Origin of the sequence: Pantoea sp. AG1095 (assembly GCF_003208415.1) — a bacterium.
Classification (GTDB): domain Bacteria; phylum Pseudomonadota; class Gammaproteobacteria; order Enterobacterales; family Enterobacteriaceae; genus Pantoea; species Pantoea leporis.
This window is the reverse complement of record NZ_QKMJ01000008.1, coordinates 133,898-153,064: the sequence shown is the minus strand read 5'-3', so window position 1 is coordinate 153,064 and position 19,167 is coordinate 133,898. Positions and strand designations below refer to the sequence as shown.

The 19,167-nt window shown below is 53.9% G+C and carries 14 protein-coding genes; 5 read left to right on the top strand and 9 right to left on the bottom strand.

Annotated elements, in window-relative coordinates; translation table 11 throughout:
* Positions 1 to 55: 55 nt before the first annotated feature.
* The 5 genes from DEU53_RS16770 to DEU53_RS16750 all read right to left on the bottom strand — a co-directional run bounded on the left by DEU53_RS16770 (position 56) and on the right by DEU53_RS16750 (position 6,546).
* Entirely contained in the window at positions 56 to 1,126 is a 1,071-nt protein-coding gene (locus DEU53_RS16770; protein ID WP_110867795.1) for an ABC transporter ATP-binding protein, read from the bottom strand.
* Positions 1,119 to 2,888 carry an iron ABC transporter permease gene (locus DEU53_RS16765; RefSeq protein ID WP_110867794.1) on the bottom strand — a complete coding sequence of 590 codons (1,770 nt, stop codon included), beginning with the start codon at positions 2,886 to 2,888 and terminating at the stop codon, positions 1,119 to 1,121. The genes DEU53_RS16770 and DEU53_RS16765 overlap by 8 nt, the downstream gene beginning before the upstream one ends.
* Positions 2,889 to 2,961: 73 nt before the next feature.
* Positions 2,962 to 4,050, bottom strand: coding sequence for an ABC transporter substrate-binding protein (locus DEU53_RS16760; protein WP_110867793.1), 1,089 nt, complete (start codon positions 4,048 to 4,050; stop codon positions 2,962 to 2,964).
* A 170-nt stretch (positions 4,051 to 4,220) separates the two neighbouring features.
* Positions 4,221 to 4,913, bottom strand: a complete 693-nt coding sequence (locus DEU53_RS16755; protein WP_110867792.1) for a response regulator — start codon at positions 4,911 to 4,913, stop codon at positions 4,221 to 4,223.
* Complete coding sequence (locus tag DEU53_RS16750) at positions 4,906 to 6,546, bottom strand: sensor histidine kinase (RefSeq protein ID WP_110867791.1); 1,641 nt, start codon at positions 6,544 to 6,546, stop codon at positions 4,906 to 4,908. The genes DEU53_RS16755 and DEU53_RS16750 overlap by 8 nt, the downstream gene beginning before the upstream one ends.
* Before the next feature lie 1,025 nt (positions 6,547 to 7,571).
* On the opposite strand from DEU53_RS16750, the gene DEU53_RS16745 reads away from it, so the two are divergent.
* From DEU53_RS16745 to DEU53_RS16730, 4 genes are all read left to right on the top strand, one after another.
* Positions 7,572 to 8,549, top strand: coding sequence for a glycosyltransferase (locus DEU53_RS16745; protein WP_110867790.1), 978 nt, complete (start codon positions 7,572 to 7,574; stop codon positions 8,547 to 8,549).
* Between the two features lie 16 nt (positions 8,550 to 8,565).
* Positions 8,566 to 9,873 carry an oligosaccharide flippase family protein gene (locus DEU53_RS16740; protein ID WP_110867789.1) on the top strand — a complete coding sequence of 436 codons (1,308 nt, stop codon included), beginning with the start codon at positions 8,566 to 8,568 and terminating at the stop codon, positions 9,871 to 9,873.
* Positions 9,870 to 10,865: a glycosyltransferase family A protein gene (locus DEU53_RS16735; protein ID WP_101762499.1), complete on the top strand. Its 996-nt coding sequence runs from the start codon at positions 9,870 to 9,872 to the stop codon at positions 10,863 to 10,865. The genes DEU53_RS16740 and DEU53_RS16735 overlap by 4 nt, the downstream gene beginning before the upstream one ends.
* Before the next feature lie 379 nt (positions 10,866 to 11,244).
* The gene (locus tag DEU53_RS16730) at positions 11,245 to 12,534 is read left to right on the top strand and encodes an HAAAP family serine/threonine permease (RefSeq protein WP_110867788.1); all 1,290 of its coding nucleotides are present in this window, start codon (positions 11,245 to 11,247) and stop codon (positions 12,532 to 12,534) included.
* A gap of 45 nt (positions 12,535 to 12,579) precedes the next feature.
* On the opposite strand, the gene DEU53_RS16725 is transcribed toward DEU53_RS16730, so the two are convergent.
* The 3 genes from DEU53_RS16725 to dbpA form a co-directional block, all read right to left on the bottom strand.
* Positions 12,580 to 14,136: a methyl-accepting chemotaxis protein gene (locus tag DEU53_RS16725; RefSeq protein WP_110867787.1), complete on the bottom strand. Its 1,557-nt coding sequence runs from the start codon at positions 14,134 to 14,136 to the stop codon at positions 12,580 to 12,582.
* Between the two features lie 442 nt (positions 14,137 to 14,578).
* On the bottom strand, positions 14,579 to 15,541 hold the full coding sequence (locus DEU53_RS16720) for a chemotaxis protein (RefSeq protein WP_110867786.1): 963 nt from the start codon (positions 15,539 to 15,541) through the stop codon (positions 14,579 to 14,581).
* Between the two features lie 141 nt (positions 15,542 to 15,682).
* Positions 15,683 to 17,062 (bottom strand): ATP-dependent RNA helicase DbpA, encoded by a 1,380-nt coding sequence (gene dbpA, locus DEU53_RS16715; RefSeq protein ID WP_101762496.1) that lies wholly within the window; start codon positions 17,060 to 17,062, stop codon positions 15,683 to 15,685.
* A 401-nt stretch (positions 17,063 to 17,463) separates the two neighbouring features.
* Here dbpA and DEU53_RS16710 point away from each other — a divergent pair, with 401 nt between their 5' ends.
* Positions 17,464 to 17,661 (top strand): hypothetical protein, encoded by a 198-nt coding sequence (locus DEU53_RS16710; RefSeq protein WP_039333073.1) that lies wholly within the window; start codon positions 17,464 to 17,466, stop codon positions 17,659 to 17,661.
* 124 nt (positions 17,662 to 17,785) lie between these two features.
* Here DEU53_RS16710 and DEU53_RS16705 read toward each other — a convergent pair whose 3' ends face one another.
* Positions 17,786 to 19,147 (bottom strand): amidohydrolase family protein, encoded by a 1,362-nt coding sequence (locus tag DEU53_RS16705; RefSeq protein WP_110867785.1) that lies wholly within the window; start codon positions 19,145 to 19,147, stop codon positions 17,786 to 17,788.
* Positions 19,148 to 19,167 lie beyond the last annotated feature (20 nt).

The following is a 19,167-nucleotide window of genomic DNA, read 5'->3' as shown; positions in this document are numbered from 1 at the left end:
TTTTTAATGAGGATTATCAGTGAAGAAAGGAGGCGGCTGGCCGCCTCCTTAAACATCAGGATTTCGGGAAAATCCACACATGGTTTTCCGGCAATGCCAGATGGCAGTGCTGCGGATCGCGCACCTCGCTGCCATAAGCGCGAATGACAAAATCATCGCCCTGGGTGCGGAACAAATATTCCCAGCGATCGCCAAGATACATGCTGGTGAGCAGCGGCAGTTCCAGCTGATTTTCGCACGGCCCCTCTACCAGTTTCACCCGCTCGACGCGGATTACCGCCGTGGCTTCCTGGCCGTTTTGCACGCCTGCGCCCGCCAATCCCCACAACGCCCAGCCTTTGCCCTCGATGCGCGCTTTGCCGTCGCGCAGCTCGGTGATTTTGCCGTGCAGCCGATTGTTGCTGCCCATAAACTCGGCGGTGAACAGGGTTTTCGGTGAGCCGTACATCTCCTGCGGTGTGCCTTGCTGTTCGATTTTGCCGTTATTGAGCAGCAAAATACGGTCGGAAATCGCCATCGCCTCATTCTGGTCGTGTGTCACCATCAGCGCCGACAAGCCCAGTTTGATGATCAGCTCACGCAGGAACACGCGCGCCTCTTCGCGCAGCTTGGCATCCAGATTCGACAACGGCTCATCCAGCAGGATCACCGGCGGGTTGTAGACCAGCGCACGACCAATTGCCACGCGCTGCTGCTGACCGCCAGAAAGCTGGTGCGGATGGCGTTTACCAAGGTGGCCTAACCCCAACTGCACCAACACATCCTGCACGCGTTGGGTGATCTCCGCCGCCGCTACTTTGCGCAGCTTTAACGGATACGCCACGTTCTCGAACACTGTTTTGTGCGGCCACAAGGCGTAGGACTGGAACACCAACCCCAGATTACGTTCTTCCGCTGGGATCTCACTGCGCGGCGTGCCGGCGTAAACCGTGTTATTGCCAATCACAATCGTGCCTTGCGTTGGCTTCTCCAGCCCAGCGACTGCGCGCAGCAGCGTGGTTTTGCCGCTGCCGGACGGACCAAGCAGAGAAACCACTTCGCCGCGCTGCAAGTTCATCGACACGCCTTTCAGCACCGGATTGTCGCCGTAAGTTAAGTGCAGGTTCTCGACCGATAATTCAATCATGTAATTTGACTCCAAATCGCAGGGCAATACCCAAACCGACCACGACCAGCAGGATGTTAATAAACGAGAGTGCGGCGACGATATCTATCGCGCCCGCCGCCCACAGGGAAACCAGCATGGAGCCGATGGTTTCCGTGCCGGGCGAAAGCAGGTACACGCCGGTGGAATATTCGCGCTCGAAAATCAGGAACATCAGCAGCCATGAGCCAATCAGGCCGTAACGGGATAACGGAATGGTGACGTGACGCGTGATCTGTCCGCGCGTGGCGCCGGTGCTGCGCGCCGCCTCTTCCAGTTCCGGCCCGACCTGCAGCAGCGTGGACGAGATCAGACGCAGGCCATACGCCATCCACACCACGGTATACGCCAGCCAGACGCTGAAGATGGTGCTGCGCAGTGACCGCAGCCAGACGATCAGGTTATCGCGCAGCCACTGCGACCAGACGAAATCAGACAGCCAGCCCGATTTGAGCGAGTTATCCAGCCACATCGGCAGGAACAGGAACACCCAGAGAAACGCCAGGCCAGCCAGCAAGCCCGGCACCGCACGCGGTACCAGCACGCTGTAGTCGAGAAAGCGCGTGGTGTTATCGGGTTTGCGGTGCATGGCGATACCGATAAACAGATAACACACCACCGCCAGCGCGCCGCCAATCACCCCAATCGCCATCGAGTTGACGATGGCGCGCAGCAGATTAGGCTGCGCCCAGATAGTCTGGAAAGTTTTGATCGACAGCTCATCCCAGAGCGAGACGCCAACGCCCCAGTTTGAGATAAACGCACGCAGCACCACGCCCAGCAGCGGCACGCCAATGGTCACCGTCAGCCAGAAGGCAACAACCGCGCCCGCCACCCAGCGCCATTTGCCCAGCGGCAGCGCACGCGCCTGCGAGGCTTTGCCTTTTACGGTGACAAAGCGATTGGCGGTGCGCATCAGGCGGCGTTGCAGCATCACCAGCGGGATGGTGATACAGATCAGCACCACCGCCACGGCGGCCATCAGATGATAAGAAGGCGTGCCGAGTTTATTAGTCAGTTGGTAGAGATAGGTAGCCAACACCATGTTGCCTTCGGGATCGCCCAGCACCAGCATCAGGCCGAACACCTCCAGCCCGAGGAAGAACAGCAGCACGGTGGCATACAGCATCGAAGGACGCACCATCGGCAAGCTCACCGCCGTCATCACCTGCAGCGGTGTCGCGCCCGCAATACGCGCCGCTTCTTCCACATCCGATCCCACGCTGCGCAGCGCAGAAGAGATATACAGATAGGCGTGCGGGACGTGCGTTAGCCCGGCGATCACCACGATGCTCGACATGTCGTAGATATTCCACGGCACAAAACCGAACAGCGATTGTGCCCACAGCGAGAAGAATCCCACCGGGCCCGCCGCCACCACGTAACCAAAGCCGAGTACCATCGGCGAGACAAAAATTGGCACGAGGATCAGCGGCTCAATGATGCGTCGGCCGGGCAGATCGGTGCGCACCATCAGAAACGCCAGAATACCGCCCAGCGGAATGGCGATGATCACCAGCCCGAAGGCGAGAATAAATCCGCTGCGCAGCGCTTTATAGAAGTCGGGATCGGTGAAAATAAATTCAAACGACTCGAGGCTCCACGCTTTCGACGGCGAAAAGAACGGGGCGGACAAGAAACTTTGTATCACGATAAACGACAGCGGAACGTAGATAACCAGCGCGGTTATCAGCACCACAACGCCGCGCGGCAGGCTTTGCCACTTTCTCTGCAATGCACGCATATTGAGACCCTGAATGGCGAATCAGATAACAGAAAGAGAAGCGCGACGCAGCGGCCGCGCTTCGGTACTGCCGTTATTTACCGGCGGCTGTGCGCCACTGTTTGATGTAATCCAGACGTTTTTTCGGTTGCAGATATTCCAGCAGGCTTTCATCAACCGGGATCGGTTTCAGCGCGTTACCTAACATTTTGGTCAAGCCATCAATGTCATTTTTGCCTTCAATATCGTTGCGCAGGGAAGGGATATCGGATTGATTGGCCAGAATGCTTTGCCCTTTTTCAGACAGCACGTAATCGAGCCACAGCTTAGCCGCATGGCTGTGTTGCGCTTGCTGGCTGATGAACGAGACGCGTGACAGCACCAGCGTGTAGTCCTTCGGATAAGCGATGCCCAGCGACGGATCGGTTTTGGCGCGCGCTTCGGCGTAAGAACCCAGAATGTTAAAGCCAATCAGGTTTTCGCCGGATGAAACCCTTTCCATCATGGTGCCGGTGGAAGACTGCACGGCTAAACCGCCTTTCGCCACGTCGGCCAGGGTTTTGAAGTAGTTGGGGTCGGCTTTGGCATCCTGTACTGAGAGCATGAAGCCGAGGCCCGATTTCTCAATATCGTAGGTGGTGACTTTGCTCTTGAATTTGTCGGTCTGGCTGGCGATCAGCTTGGCTAACGCAGCGTGCGAATCGGGTACGTCACCGGCCGGGATCATGCGCTTGTTGTAGATGAAGACCACCGGTTCGTAGGTGGTGCCGTACGCCTTGTTATTCCACACCGCCCACTTCGGCAGCTGCGCCAGTTCAGGAGATTTGTACTCCTGCGCGTAGTCGGTCGCCAGCTTCAGGCCGGTATCCATTGAGGAGCTCCACACCACATCGCCGCTGGTGCCACCCGAGGCTTGTTCACTGATAAAACGGTTGTACAGCTCGGTGCTGTTCATATCGTTATATTCAACTTTGATGCCGGGATAAGTGGCCTCAAAGCCTTTGACCAGCGGCCCGGCGGCTTTGATGTCGGTGGTGGAGTAGACCACCACTTTGCCCTCTTTGGTGGCGGCATCTATCACGCTTTGGTAGTCCGAAGGGTAACCTTGCGGCGGAGCCGCTACGGCTGACATGGAAACAAACACAGTGGCGGCAATCAGAGACAGAGGAAAAGTGTTCGACATTATAATTAACCTTTTAGTTACATTTGAGGAACTAAAGGTCAACATAGCCGATCGCCTTTTCCACACAAGAGGTGACGGATTGTTATCTTCACGAAGTGTGATTGTTGGCGTCGTTTAGGCAATTAACACCATAAAAACCGCAAGTGGCCGCGCGCGGGATTTGCGCAAGATCACAGGATTTTGCGGTACAGCCGTCGCGGGTGGCCGATATTGCCGTACTGCATCTCGACGCCAATAAATCCGATCTCCACGCAATATTCGAGGTAGCGGCGGCCGGTGGTTTTGCTGATGCCGATGTTTTCTACCACCTGTTCAACCGACCAGCTGCTGTGCGGTGCTGCGTTAAAAAAGCCTTTCACCCGTTCCAGCGTAATCGACTCAATGCCTTTGGTGGATGGCGCGGCAGGCGCGTCACTGGCTGGCAGGTTGAACAGCTTATCCAGCGCCTGTTGATCGACATTCTTCATCTGGCGCAGGGTCTGCACCAGCAGCATGAAGCGCTCCAGCGACGCGCGCAGGCGATGGAAAAACACCGGTTTCAGCAGGTAGTCAAAGGCGCCGCTGCGCATCGCGTGGCTACAGGTTTGCATGTCGCTGGCGGCGGTGATGAAAATCACCGAGCACTCAAAACGCTTCAGCAGCGGATCATCAATCAAGGTTACGCCCTGACCATCCGGCAAATAGTTGTCGAGCAGCAGCAGGCGTGGCTGATGCGCGGCAATCAGCGCGCGCGCCTGCGCCAGCGTGGCGGCGATGCCGACCACGCGCAGATGAAAGTTCTGCTCAATATATTCACGATGCAGATCGGCCAGATGCGGCTCATCTTCCACAATCACCACATCAAGCGGCTTAGCATTATTCATGGGAAAGTCCTGTTAATGCGGCGGGCTGGAACGGAATAAACACCGAGAAGATGGTGCCCTGCGGTGAGTTGTCGCTGATCTCAATGCTGCCGCCCGCCTGCTGTACATAACCTGCCGCCAGATAGAGGCCGATGCCGTGCTCTGCACCGAACATATCGTCGTTGCTGGACGGCTTGCTGGTGACGCCTTGCTCAAACAGATGCGGTTTAATGCTGTCATCGATGCCGCAACCCTGATCGGCCACTTCGATTAACAGCTCCTGATTACGGCCAGAAATATACAATTCTATCGGGGCGGCGGGCGTTATGGCTTTGAGCGTGGCGTCGACGGCGTTATCCAGCAGATTGCCAATTACCGACATCAACGCCGTTTCACTCAGCGCGGCAGGAATGCGGCTCAGCTGGCAGGCCGGATCAAATTTCAGCTCCACGCCTTTTTCCCGCGCGCTGACATATTTCCCCAGCAGCAGCCCACAGAGCGCGGGCGAGGTGAAGCGCGCCGAGACAAAATCCAGCACCTGCTGCGCGCCAGCTGATTGCGCGTGGATGTAGCGCATCGCGTCGTCGTAACGCTGCATCTGTAACAGGCCGACCAGCGTGGCGGTCCAGTTCAGCTGTTCATGACGCATGATGCGTAAATTATCCGCATAGCGTTTCACCTGGCTCAGCTGGCTGCTCAACGTATTGATGTCGTTTTTATCGCGGAAGCTGCATACCCAGCCGCCAGGCTCGCCGGGTTCCAGCTCGATCGCCACCCGGTTAACGATCACCTGACGCTGATTGAGCACGGTAACGTGATCGTGAGTTTTCACCTCATGCTGGCGCAAAAAAGCCGCAGGAATCTGCAACACCGCATCCAGCGGTTTCCCCAGCAGTTCACTCTCACTCTGCTGAATATCCAGCAACTCGCGCGCGGCGCGGTTGATGAGAATCAGCTGCCGCTCCGCGTTGACCGCAAACACGCCTTCATACATCGCTTCCAGCAGCGCCTTTTGTTGCAGCACCAGCAGGGCGATATCCTTCGGCTCCAGCCAGAACATCTGTTTTTTCAGGTTGCGACTAAACATCCAGGAAAAAATAAACAGCAGCAACAGCAGCGCCACGCCATACAAACTGGCCTGCCACAGCAGGCTAACGTTGATATTGGCAATATAGGAAGTGAGATAACCCACCGAGACAATGCCAATCACCTGATGCTCGGCATTTAAGATTGGCGCCTTGCTGCGCAGCGACACGCCGATACCGCCTTTGCGCACCGAAATAATGGTTTTGCCCTGCAGCACCTCGGCATTGTCGCCGCCAATCATCGGTAGATTGAGGCGCTCCGGTGACTCCGAGTGGTAGAGATGGTGTTCTTGTGTGTCGCCAATCACGATATAGCTGGCATCGCTTTGGTTGCGCAGCGGTTGAATCAGCGCGGCGATGCCAGCGATATCGCGGCGCGCTACTTTCTCTGCCAGGCCGGGCATCAGCGCAATTTCACTGGCCTGCACCCGCGCGCGCTGTCCCAAATCGTGATGCAGCTGGCGATCGATAAAATGAAACAGAATAGTGCCCAGCAAGGCGAGTAGCAGGCAGGAAAACAGCACCAGCGACAGAAAGAGTTTTACCTGGAAAGATAATCTGCGTTTCATACAACCTGCAGTAAAGAGAAACTGGAGAGAGGCATGGCTGGAGACTAGCACGCGAAAATGCGTGCCGTGACACGCTATCTTCAGAGTTGTGAGCTGGCTTCAATCCCGGCGCGGCTTAGGCGCTGGTTACTATTGGCACCATGTCAGCGATATTCCCATCTTATTCCTGGTATTCGCCTGCTGTGGCGCTAATCAATCGGCAAAAAATCAATTCACCACGGCTAATCTATGCGCCGTTGTTTAATCCAGCCTTTCTCTGAGTAAATTCCGGTTTGGCCTGGCAACCATTGACCTTATAACCCGGAGTGGTGAGAATGCCGGGAAAAGTTTTGAATTAGATCGCAAAATTTGGGCATTAAGCCCGTTGCAGTGCGACCGCAAACGCCGCACTGAATTAACGCCACTTGCACTCATCGGAACGCAAAAGACGCGCCGAAGTAATAAAAGTGCAGGGCACACAGCAAATATCGTTAATGTCGTGACGTTCGTTGAGAAGGCCCGTCTGTTGATGCACCTACTCAGCCCCGGTCGGCATTTCTTGTTTTTGGTGATGAGCGCGATAAAGACGCCAGCGTTTTTTTAACGCTCATTACCAGACAGATAAAAATTTAATTTAAGTTCGCCGTGAATGACGTGGTGACGCTATTAAGCCAAATCACCGCAAGATAAAACGTAACTGGCTGAAAATTAACTGAACTCTTACGAGCGCAGCGCAGCCTTTTTATGCCTGAAAAATGGGTTTATGCGTAGTCAGTAAACAGGTAGCTGCAAGCCTGGGGCGGTAGCCTGCCTGTTTTACCTGACGAAAGCAGAATAAATCTGCACGGTTTATTTGGCGATTATCTTATTTAGCGATCTTTTTACAGAGAATTAAAGGCCAGTTTTATTTGACCTGAGGAAACTCTGAAATAGACAGGCAATAAATGTTAAGCCGGGCGCAAGCAACGTGCACTGTTAATCACTGCAATGTTCAGCAAATATTTTTTCCGCCCGCAACTTTTACTCCGACAGAGTCCAGAGGTTATATGCAAAATCCCGTTAACGACGTTTTAATCAGCGTCATCGTGCCGGTGTATAACGCCGCGGCGTATCTGGAGCGATGCATTGATAGCCTGCTACAGCAGGAAGAAAGCCGTTTTGAAGTGATCTTTATTAATGACGGCTCCAGCGATAACTCGCTCGCGATATTACAGAATTACGCCCATTACCCGCATTTTCATATCATCGATAAAACCAACGGCGGCGTTTCGTCGGCGCGCAATCAGGGCATTCACGCCTCGCGCGGCAAACTGCTGTGCTTTTTAGACGCCGATGATTTTCTGCCGGCCAGCGCATTTGCCACCTATGTGCGGCTGATGCAAAACAACATCGCCATGGTGGGTGGGGAATCGCAGCACTTCACGCCGCAAGGCGATCCGCTCGATTTCCCGGCCAACAGCAGTGACGTGCGCCAGCTGACCGCTTCGGCGGCGATTAACGATCTGCTCTATTTCAATCCGCGTCACGGCATCTGCGACAAGGTGTTTCGTGGTGATGTGATTCGTCAGCATCAGCTCACCTTTAACGAAGAGATTTATAACTTCGAAGATCTGCTGTTTGTGGTTAATTACCTGCACCTGCAACAGGATCGTCAGGTGATCTTCACCCAGCGGGTGGTTTATCACTATGTGGAATCCACCAACTCCGCCACGCGATCGGCGTTACGCGAAAAGCATTTCTCCTTTGCGCGTTCGTTTAATGGCATGCAGGCGTTTTTATCCGCGCAGCATAGCCGCTGTTATTACCATCTCTATTTAAAAGTGACCTCGTCTTATATCTATAAAGCGCTGCACAGCGACGGATTCAGCCGCGCCTTTATTGATGAATATATTTCGCTCTACCGTCGCAGCTTCAAGTCCTATTTCACATCAGGATTGATGCTCAATCCGTGGAGCCTGTACTTTGCGCTGTTTTTTGTCAGTCCACGACTGGTATCGCGTCTGCGCCGCCTGGCACAGAAATAAACGCTGAGGTTGAGTTGTGAAAGATAAATTAAAAAATTCTCTGTGGATGATCGCTGAAAAGCTGATTGCGGTGTTCGGCCTGATATTTGTCACCTCTTATGTGGCGAAATATGTGGGGCCCACCACCTTCGGCATTATCTCGATTTCGATGCTGGTCTTTCAGTTCATCCAAAGCATCGCGCTGATGGGCAGCGATGTGATTCTGCTGAAACGCTTATCGCAAAATCATCACTCCGGCATGCGCTTAATGATGGCGACCTTTCTGCTGGTGTTAGTGATTTACGGCATTCTGGCAGCCAGCGGCATGCTGATTATGGGCGAAGAGTGGAGTGCTGAAGCGCGGGTATTTGTCTGCGCAGCGGCGATTGCCTGTCTGTTTTCTTCGCTCGATCTGGTCAATATCTACAACGAGGCGATGCTTAATGCGCGCCTGAATGTCATCGCCAATCTGGCGGGGCTGGCGATCAGTTTAACCGTGCGCTTCTTTATTTCGTATTACGGTTTGGATCCGCAACTGTTGTCGATTCCGATCGTACTGGCGACCTTTATTCCTTTTGCCATCAAACTGACGATATTCCTGAAATACCATCGTCAGGTACCGATTCCGGCACTGCGCCAGATGAAGAAATATTCCCGCTATATGGTGGCGTCCGGTATTTCTCTGGTGTTTTCCGTGATTGCGGTGGCGATTTATACCCGCGTTAACCAAATCAGCGTGTCGTATTTCCTTGGCGTGAAAGAGGCGGGGATTTTCTCTGTCGCGCTGACGCTCGCCACCGCGTGGGTATTTTTACCCAATGCCTTGCTGGCTTCCTTTTTCCCGGCGTTCTTTGCCGAACGTGACGATCGGCAATCGATTATCAAAGCGCAGAAATTACATCTGCTGGTGATAGGTGTCTCGTCGTTGGTGATTCTGGCGATTTGGTTATTGTCCGGATGGTTTATCCGTGACTTTTACGGTGCGGAGTATCTCGATGCGGTAGCGCCAACGCTGTTACTCAGCGTGGGTGCGATGTGCGCGGTGCTAAGCAGCGTGATGGATCGTTTCATTATTAAGTACAACGGATATCGCTATTTAGTGAAGAAAACCTTCGTGGTGTTATTAATTTGCGTGGCCTCCTCTTTATTATTGGTTCCTTATTTCGGTTTAAATGGCGCGGCCATGAGCGTGGTATTAACCGAGTTTTTATCCTTCTCCCTGCTTAATTACTTTTTCCCTGCTCAACCCGTAATGCGTATTCATCAAATTTTTATCAATCCCAGGAAACTATGGCTGTTATTTAACAATATCAAAACCTCAGACAGTAAAGAGAGTTTATCATGAATGAAAAACCCCTGTTTAGTCTTATCATTCCCGTCTATAACTCACAAAAAACCATTAAACGTACCTTACTGAGCGTGCTTAAACAGACGTTCAGCAGTTACGAAGTGATTGTGGTTAATGATGGCAGCAGCGATTCAACCGCGAATATTCTGCAGGAGTTTAGTGCTTATTCGCAGGTCACGGTAATTCACCAAATTAATGCCGGTGTCAGCGCCGCTCGAAATAGCGGAATGCAGCAAGCCAGCGGTGAATATGTGTTATTCCTCGATGCGGATGATTGGGTGGATGATAACTTCCTGATGATCTTCAAACAGAATCTCGATGCCTGGCCAGCGGAATCTGTCGATTTGATGGTGGGCAACCTCAACGACAACCGCGTGGGCAAAGTGTCGCAGGCGGGCTTCTTCAGTCAGGAGGACATTCCTTATGTGCTCGGTGAGTTGGAGATGAGTGATAACATCGGTTATCTGCATAACAAATGTTATCGCCGTCAGATTATTGAGGAGTTGAACCTGCGCTTTTTGGAAGGTATCTCCATGAGCGAAGATTTGCTATTTAACCTTAAATTCTTCAGCTGCATTAGCAATTTTCTGGTCACGCCGGGTGCGGCTTATCATTATGAAGACGTGGCGGGTTCATTATCGAAGCGTAAAGTGCAATACAGTGAACTGAAAGTACGTAAACAGTTTCTCACCGCACTGTATGATTCGATCATCAGTAAATATCAGGCCAGCGATCTCGACTATTTCCTTAAAGGCATCTCCAAACGTGTGCTGGCGCTGGATATGCAAATCGTGACCGCAATGTATCACTCATCGTTTTCACCTGCGGATATTGCCCAGGAAATTGATCAAATAAAGCGGGGTAAATACTCAAAAGGTATTTTCATCCTGCTGAATAAAAATGAAAAATTGAAGTACATGATTATGAATTTGAATACACTCACAGCGTACTATTTTCTTTATGCACTCTACAGAATGCGCGCATTCTAATTAAATTCTCCCGGCGTTAGCCTCTGGACGCATTTGCTGTATCAGAGGCTAGTGGCCGGGGGAGTTGCTCTTGTGTCATCTGCACTACCCGTGGTAACAGCCCAGCGTTGCCACACCTTTCCACTTTCCTCACGCCTTTCTGCTGACTCCCCGTTACTCCTTCTTGCACTCATTCCGCGTCTCATGTCAAATAGCGCCCCATGCAATCGATTGCGCGCATGTTTCGTGCATTTACTGCGGCGCAAAACATCAGGATGCGTGAATTTCATCTCATGAAGCGTCATCCTTTGCGTTCCGGCCGGGCGGAGCAGCCCACGCCATGATTGGTAGCCATCTTTGTGGCTGCATGTTGATAAAGCTTGAAATTCTGGAGAGACAGATGGACAACTCACAAACCGGTACGCTTGGCACCGTAGAAACGGCGGCTAAGGGCTGGCGTAAGAGTGATACCGTGTGGATGCTGGGTCTGTACGGTACGGCGATTGGTGCGGGCGTGCTTTTCCTGCCGATTAACGCCGGTGCAGGCGGGCTGATTCCGCTGATTATCATGGCGATTCTTGCCTTCCCGATGACCTATTACGCGCACCGCGCGTTAACGCGCTTTGTGCTCTCCGGTAAAAATCCCGGCGAAGACATTACCGAAGTGGTGGAAGAGCACTTTGGCGTGGGCGCTGGCAAGATCATCACCTTGCTCTACTTCTTTGCTATCTATCCGATCCTGCTGATGTACAGCGTCGCGATCACCAATACCGTTGATAGCTTTATCGTGCATCAGCTGGGGCTGGTTTCGCCGCCGCGTGCGCTGCTGTCGCTGATTCTGATCATCGGCATGATGACGGTGGTGCGCTTTGGCGAGCAGATGATTGTGAAAGCGATGAGCATACTGGTATTCCCGTTTGTGGCGGTGCTGATGCTGCTGGCGGCTTATCTGGTACCGCACTGGCATGGTGCAGCGCTGGAAACGTTGTCGTTAGATGCGAATGTAAGCGGCCACGGCATTCTGATGACGCTGTGGCTGGCGATTCCGGTGATGGTGTTCTCCTTTAATCATTCGCCGATTATCTCCTCTTTTGCTGTTGCCAAGCGCGATGAGTACGGCGCAGGCGCGGAGAAGAAATGTTCGCGCATCCTGGCGAACGCCCATCTGCTTATGGTCGTGACGGTGATGTTCTTTGTGTTCAGCTGCGTGCTGAGCCTGTCGCCCGCCGATCTGCAGGCGGCGAAAGATCAGAACATCACTATTCTGTCCTATTTAGCCAACCACTTTAATGTACCGATGATTGCGTGGATGGGGCCGATTGTGGCGATGGTGGCGATCACGAAGTCGTTTCTCGGGCATTATCTGGGGGCGCGTGAAGGGTTTAACGGCATGGTTGTGAAGTCGCTGCGCAGCCGCGGTAAAACCGTCACGCCGCAGCGTCTGAATCGCCTGACCACCACGTTTATGCTGCTGACCACCTGGCTGGTGGCAACGCTGAACCCCAGTATTCTGGGCATGATTGAAACGCTGGGTGGGCCGATTATTGCGATGATTCTGTTCCTGATGCCGATGTATGCCATTCAGAAAGTGCCGGCGATGCGTCAGTACAGCGGGAAAATCAGTAACGTGTTTGTGGTGATCGTTGGCGTGCTGGCGATTTCGTCGATTGCTTATTCGCTGGTCAGCTAAGCATATATATCAGAAAGGTCGCCAGGCATGGCGACCTTGTCATCATTACACCGCAGCCGTTTTAAACACACTCATCGACTGCGCCAGGCGATCTGCCTGTTCCTGCAACGCCTGCGACGCCGCTGAGGCTTCCTGCACCAACGCGGCATTCTGCTGCGTCACCGCCTCCATCTGCGTAATCGCTGAGTTGATCTCGCTAATCCCGCTACTTTGCTCGCTGCTGGCAATGGTGATTTCGCTCATAATATCCGCCACGCTCTTCACGCTGTTGACCACTTCACCAATCGTTGAACCGGCGTGCGTCACCAGACGGCTACCTTCATCCACCTGCGCGACCGAATCCTCAATCAACACCTTGATCTCTTTAGCGGCAGATGCCGAACGTGCCGCCAGATTACGTACTTCGGTGGCCACCACGGCGAAACCACGGCCTTGCTCACCGGCGCGTGCGGCTTCGACCGCGGCGTTAAGGGAAAGTATGTTGGTCTGGAAGGCGATGGAATCGATCACGCTGATAATATCGACGATCTTCTTCGAAGAGAGCGTTATGGCTTCCATCTTCTCGATCACCTGTTCCATCACCACGCCGCCTTGCTTCGCCACGTTGGAGGTGTTGGCCACCAGCTGATTAGCTTCCCGCGCGTTTTCGGCGTTGTGCTTGACGGTGGCGGTCATCTGTTCCATCGCCGATGCGGTCTCTTCCAGCGAGCTGGCCTGCTGTTCGGTGCGTGATGAGAGATCGATGTTACCGCTGGAGATTTGATTCGAGGCGACAGCAATGGTATCGGAACCGGCGCGCACATCGGAAACGATAGTGAGCAGATTGTCGTTCATCGCCTGCAGCGCCTGCATCAGCACGGCGGTTTCATCTTTACCGCTGATTTCAATGTGCGAGCTGAGATCGCCTGCCGCGACTTTTCCGGCGATTTCCACCGCTTCATTCAGCGGACGCACAATTGAACGCGTCAGCATAAAGCCTAATACGATGGAGGCCGCAATGGCGAGAGCGGAGAAGATTAGCGTCATCTCAATAGCGGATGAGCCGTTATCAATAATCTTCGCGCCTTCTTGCTGTAACTGCTGCGATTGCGAATCGGCAAACGCCACCGCGCTCGCCAGGAAAGCGTTTTGCGTATCGGTAATGGATTTCAGTACATAGGTGCTGGCGGCGTCTGCATCGCCAGCGCGTACCAGCTCAATCAGCTGATGTTTCTCGGCCTCGAATTTGTCACTGGCCGCCAGCAGCCCGGCGATTTTCTTTTTACCCACTTCGGTAACCTGTATCGCTTTGATTTTATTCATCGCGTTGTTGGTATGCTCAGTGGCTTCGGCGAGTTGCTGATAACGTTTAACGTTATTTTCCGGACGCGTGGTATCAATCACGATGCCACGCAGATATTTAATTTGATCGTTAACACCGTCACGGACGTCAAAACCGAGACGCACTTTTACGTAACGGTCTTCCACAATCGACGTAATACCGGTTTTGATGTTGTTAATTTTGGTAATCGACGTGATGCCGACAATGACTAACAGTGCCACCACTAAACCAAAGGCGATGCCCAAACGGACGCCGACCTTCATATTCTTTAAGCTCAACATTGGTTCTCCCCGTAATGCCAAAAATTGATGTTTTCAAGACGGAAAAGCAGGCAAGGCGCCCGCATCAGGTTGATGTTTTCTAAGGTAAAAATGGTTACGCAGCCTGACAAATCTGGTATGGCAGTACCAGCGCAAGCGCTATCAGTTATCGGTTGTTAATGTTTTAACTTTAATTTTTTAGAGATGCGTCACGGTTTGGTTAATGACGTTAACCTTGATTTTTGACTGGATGGGAAAGTTAGGCGGGAGGATCCTGGTTGAAGGGTCGCCAGGAATGGCGTAATGCCGATCAGTTAAGCACCTTATCAAATCACCGCACATTCCGTAGCGGCGCGATTTATCGCGCAATGAATTGCGCCGCTACACTGTGTGCTCTCGGTAATTAAGGGTTTTCAGGTCTTAACTGACAAGCATTACGCTATGAACGGTGGCGTTACGATAATTAACGCGGCTTTTTCAGCACGCCGTGGATCACATTCGACAGCTCGTTGATTTCGAACTTCGCCACGTAACCATCGGCACCGACTTTGCGCACGTGATCTTCGTTGGCGCTGCCGGAGAGTGAAGAGTGGATCACCACCGGAATCTGGCGCAGGTTGTTATCGCGTTTGATGTTGCGCGTTAAGGTAAAGCCATCCATTTCCGGCATTTCGAGATCGGTCAGCACCAGCGCGATCTTATCGTGGATCGACTCACCGTTTGCAGCCGCTTCTTTCTGCATCTCGTTAATTTTGATCCAGGCTTCCAGACCGGTGTTGTGCATAATCGCCGGGATGCCCATGCTTTTCAGGCCTTGCTCCAGCAGCTGACGCGCCACTTTGGAATCTTCCGCCACAATCGCCACCTGGCCAGGCTTCAGATTGAAGTCTTTGGCGGTCTCTGCGCTTGGCTCAACGCCGCGCACTGAAGGAATGATGTCATACAGAATCTGCTCAACGTCCAGCACCATCGCCAGATTATTGCTTTGGCCGTCGGTATCCAGACAGGCGATGCTGGTGATGTTGCGGCTACCGATGCCCGCTTCCGCCGTGTGCACCTGGCTCCAGTCGAGACGCACAATGTTCTCCACCGATTCCACCGCAAACGCCTGAGTGCTGCGCGCATATTCGGTCACCAGCAGCAGGTTAAGGCCGGTTTCTGGTTTGCAGCCGGTGACGGCGGGCAGATCGATAACCGGAATAAACTGGCCGCGAATACTCGCCATGCCAAGCAGCGGCGATTGCATGCCAGCGGCGCGAGTGATGATGGGCATCGGCACGATTTCACGCAGTTTAAACACGTTGATGCCGTACAGCTCAGATTTGCCTTTCAGCTGATCGGAACCCAGTCGGAACAACAGCAGTTCGAATTTATTGGAAAGCGCAAGGTTGGCGCGTTCATCGATCTCTTTCTGAAAATTATCCATCATGGCCTCGGAGCAGATCTGGGCTGAGTAAAGGGCAGGGCAATATCGCCATGATTAACTTATCGGCAGAAGAGAAAAAAAATGAAGGGGGAGATAACGGAAATTTTAGCGTGAGAGCGATCGCCCTCACGCGGGTACCCTTTACTTCAGCAGAATGGCGCGCACGCTTTTGCCTTTGATCTTGCCCTCTTTCAGCTTGATCAGCGCTTTCTTCGCCTGAGCGGCGTCGATGGCAACATAGGCGTGGGTGGCGGTCATATCAATCTTGCCGATCTGGTCGCCGCTAAAACCGGCTTCACCGGTCAGCGCGCCGAGAATATCGCCCGGACGGATTTTGGCTTTACGGCCGCCATCAATACACAGCGTCATTTTGGTCGCCGGCAGCGATTTGGCGCTGGTGCCTTTCAGCGAGCTGGAGGAAACCCAATTGAGCTTCTGCTGCAGATACTCTTCCAGCGCATTGGCGCGCACCATTTCGTCGGGGGCGACAAAGCTTACCGCCAACCCTTTCTCACCGGCGCGACCGGTACGGCCGATGCGATGAATGTGCACTTCCGGATCCCACGCCAGCTGGAAATTCACCACCAGCGCCAGCGATTTAATATCCAGACCGCGTGCAGCGACGTCGGTGGCGATCAATACGCGGATGCTGCCGTTCGCGAAGCGAATCAGCACGCGCTCACGATCGCGCTGCTCCAGATCGCCATGCAGCGCTAACGCACTGATATCACGCTCGTTCAGCGCGGCAGCAACGTCGTCACACTCGCGCTTGGTGTTACAGAACACCACGCATGAGGCCGGTTGTTGCTGGCTGAGCAGCGCGCCGAGCAGGCTGTGGCGCTCTTTGGCGCTGGCTTCAATAAACTGCTGCTCGATGGTCGGTAACTCGGTTTTATCTTCGGTGGCGACCGCCAGCGCATCGCGCTGAAAACGCTGGCTGAGACTGGCGATGGTATCCGGCCAGGTGGCAGAAAACAGCAGCGTCTGGCGTGTTTCTGGCGTAAAGCCGATGATCGCTTCCATGTCGTCGCGGAAGCCCATCTCCAGCATGCGATCGGCTTCATCCAGCACCAGCGTTTGCAGCTGGCTGAGATCAAGGTTGTCGCGCTTCAGGTGATCGAGCAAACGGCCCGGCGTGCCGACCACGATATGTGGCGCATGCACTAAGGAATCACGTTGCGCGCTCATCGGCTGGCCGCCGCACAGCGTCAGAATTTTGATGTTGCGGGTAAAACGCGCCAGCTGACGCAGCACGTTGCTGACCTGATCGGCCAGCTCACGCGTCGGGCACAGAATCAGCGCCTGGGTGTGGAACTGGCTGTTATCGATGCGGTTCAGCAAACCCACGCCAAAGGCGGCGGTTTTGCCACTGCCGGTTTTCGCCTGCGCACGCACGTCGCGCCCTTCCAGAATCGCGGGCAGGGAAGCGGCCTGAATCGGCGTCATGGCGTCGAAACCCATCTCGCGCAGGTTATCGAGTTGGCTGGCGGGCAGTTGCGTCAGGGTAGAAAAAGCAGTCACGGGAAAGTCTCTAATTGCGGGTAGGATGGCGGCGGTCAGTCTGGCAGAAAGGGGCGTGATCGGCAATGGCAAAAGCGCTTCTGCTGCCTGCCTGAAAACCGTTAGTGTTATAACAGGCTTGTCTCGTTTTATACGCATACTGTTGCGAAGTTCTAATGCTTTTGTGGTTGATTTTATTCTGCAATGAAGGCGCTAAACCTCGACATATTCAACGAAAAAGGAGAATTAGCGTTATTAAACAAGCATTATCAGGGTTTGTTAATGCTTACTTATAAGTATTGTGCTAATGAATGGCTTCGCTTAGGTAAAATTCTGATTAAAACGAATAGCCGATTTGCTTTATATTTACCCCGCCGTTTGGCTAATCAGTAAATACCCATAATATTTCAGAGGTCATTTCATTGAGTCATTATGTCCAGGGACAAAACGAAGACATTCTGAAAATCGTCGGCCGCGCCGTGTTAACGCTGCATCTGCATGGAGAAACCTTATCTTCGGATAAAGTCAGCTCTATGATTGCCTGTTACGCGGAAGAAGAGCCTGTCAGCGACGATGAAAACCAGCGGCTGTATGCGCTGGCGATTCAGATGCTTTCGTAAAATCCAGCACTCACCGGGTGTGCGCATGCTGCCTGTTTATGTCGTACGTAAAGCCTCCTTGCGGAGGCTTTTTTGTTGGGTGCCTTCAGCCACGCGCCGCTACGGGAATGTGCGATTTTTGGGCTTACGCACTGAACACCGGCAATCCGCGGTGGAAGGTGGCGCGGACCGGGGAGATGCGGGCAACGGCTTCGGCGGAGCAGCTGGCCTCGACCAGCATCATGCTGGCTTCATCGTCGACCTTCGGCCACTGACGTTCGCCCTGATTCGACAGCGGCAAAATCCCGCCGGTGGCGATATGCAGCGCGCGGCTCAAACCGAACTCATCGGAACCGCGATACAGCTGCGCGTACAAATTGGCTTTCTCCAGCATGCTGCCGGTGCCAAACGGTGACCAGTGATCGATCACGCTGTCCGTGCCGGTCATCACCGTGATGCCCGCCGCCTGCAACTGCGGCAGCGGCATGGTCAGCTTGCCAATCGGAATGGTCGACGCCACGCTCATCTGCTGCTCGGCCATGCCCGCAATCATCTGATCCAGCGCTTTGCCTTCCAGCGTGCCGAGCGCAAAACCGTGGCTCAGCGTCACTTTACCCTTCAGCTGCGGGTTTTTCGCGATGGTATCGATCATGTATTGAATGGCCGCCACGCCGGATGGCGAGGTTTCGTGCAGATGGATATCCACGCCGCGCTGGAAATCGAGGGCGATCTGGAACATCGCATCCAGCGACGCCTGCATCGCACCATCCACGTTGGTGGGATCGAGCCCGCCGACAAACTGCACGCCCATCTGCATCGCTTCGCGCATCAAGCCATCAACCTTCGAGTGCAGCAAACCGTGCTGCGGGAAGGCAACGATTTCACACGGGAATTCCGCATGATTCGCCAGCGCCAGCTTGAGATGCTCAAGGCTTTTCAGGCCGCTCACCGGATCGATATTGCAGTGGCTGCGCGCTTCGGTGGTGCCTTTGCTGTGCAGCAAACCAATGATCGCTTCGGCACGCGCCTGCGACGTCGGCAGCAGTTGCGGGATCAGCACCTGTTCGCGCGCAATCATATCCATGATGGTTTTGCCCTGACGCGGACGCGGCGCTTCCCACGGACCACCGTAAAAGGTTTTGTCGAGATGGATATGCATATCACGGGTGCGCGGCAGCAGCAGGGCGCCGTTGGCATCCCACTGAGGCAGATTGGTGTTGCGCGCTTTGCCTGCGGCATCAATCGCCGCGAAAGTGCCGTCTTTGATAGTGATGTCGTACAGCGCGGTGCGTGTGGCGATCACCTCTTTACCGTCGCGCTCAAAGCCCTCTTCGAGGCGGACATTGAGCAGCTGGTAGTGCGCAACGCGCGGTGGCGGCGTGTGCGGCTGTGTGCTGCTGGCGAGCAGCGGTGAAGCGGGCGCAGCGTAGCTGATGCCGGCGGCCAGCAGGCTTCCGGCGGCGGTCAGACTGAGAAATTCACGACGGCTGGGAGAGGTCAGTTGCATCAGAGGTTCCATCAAATGAG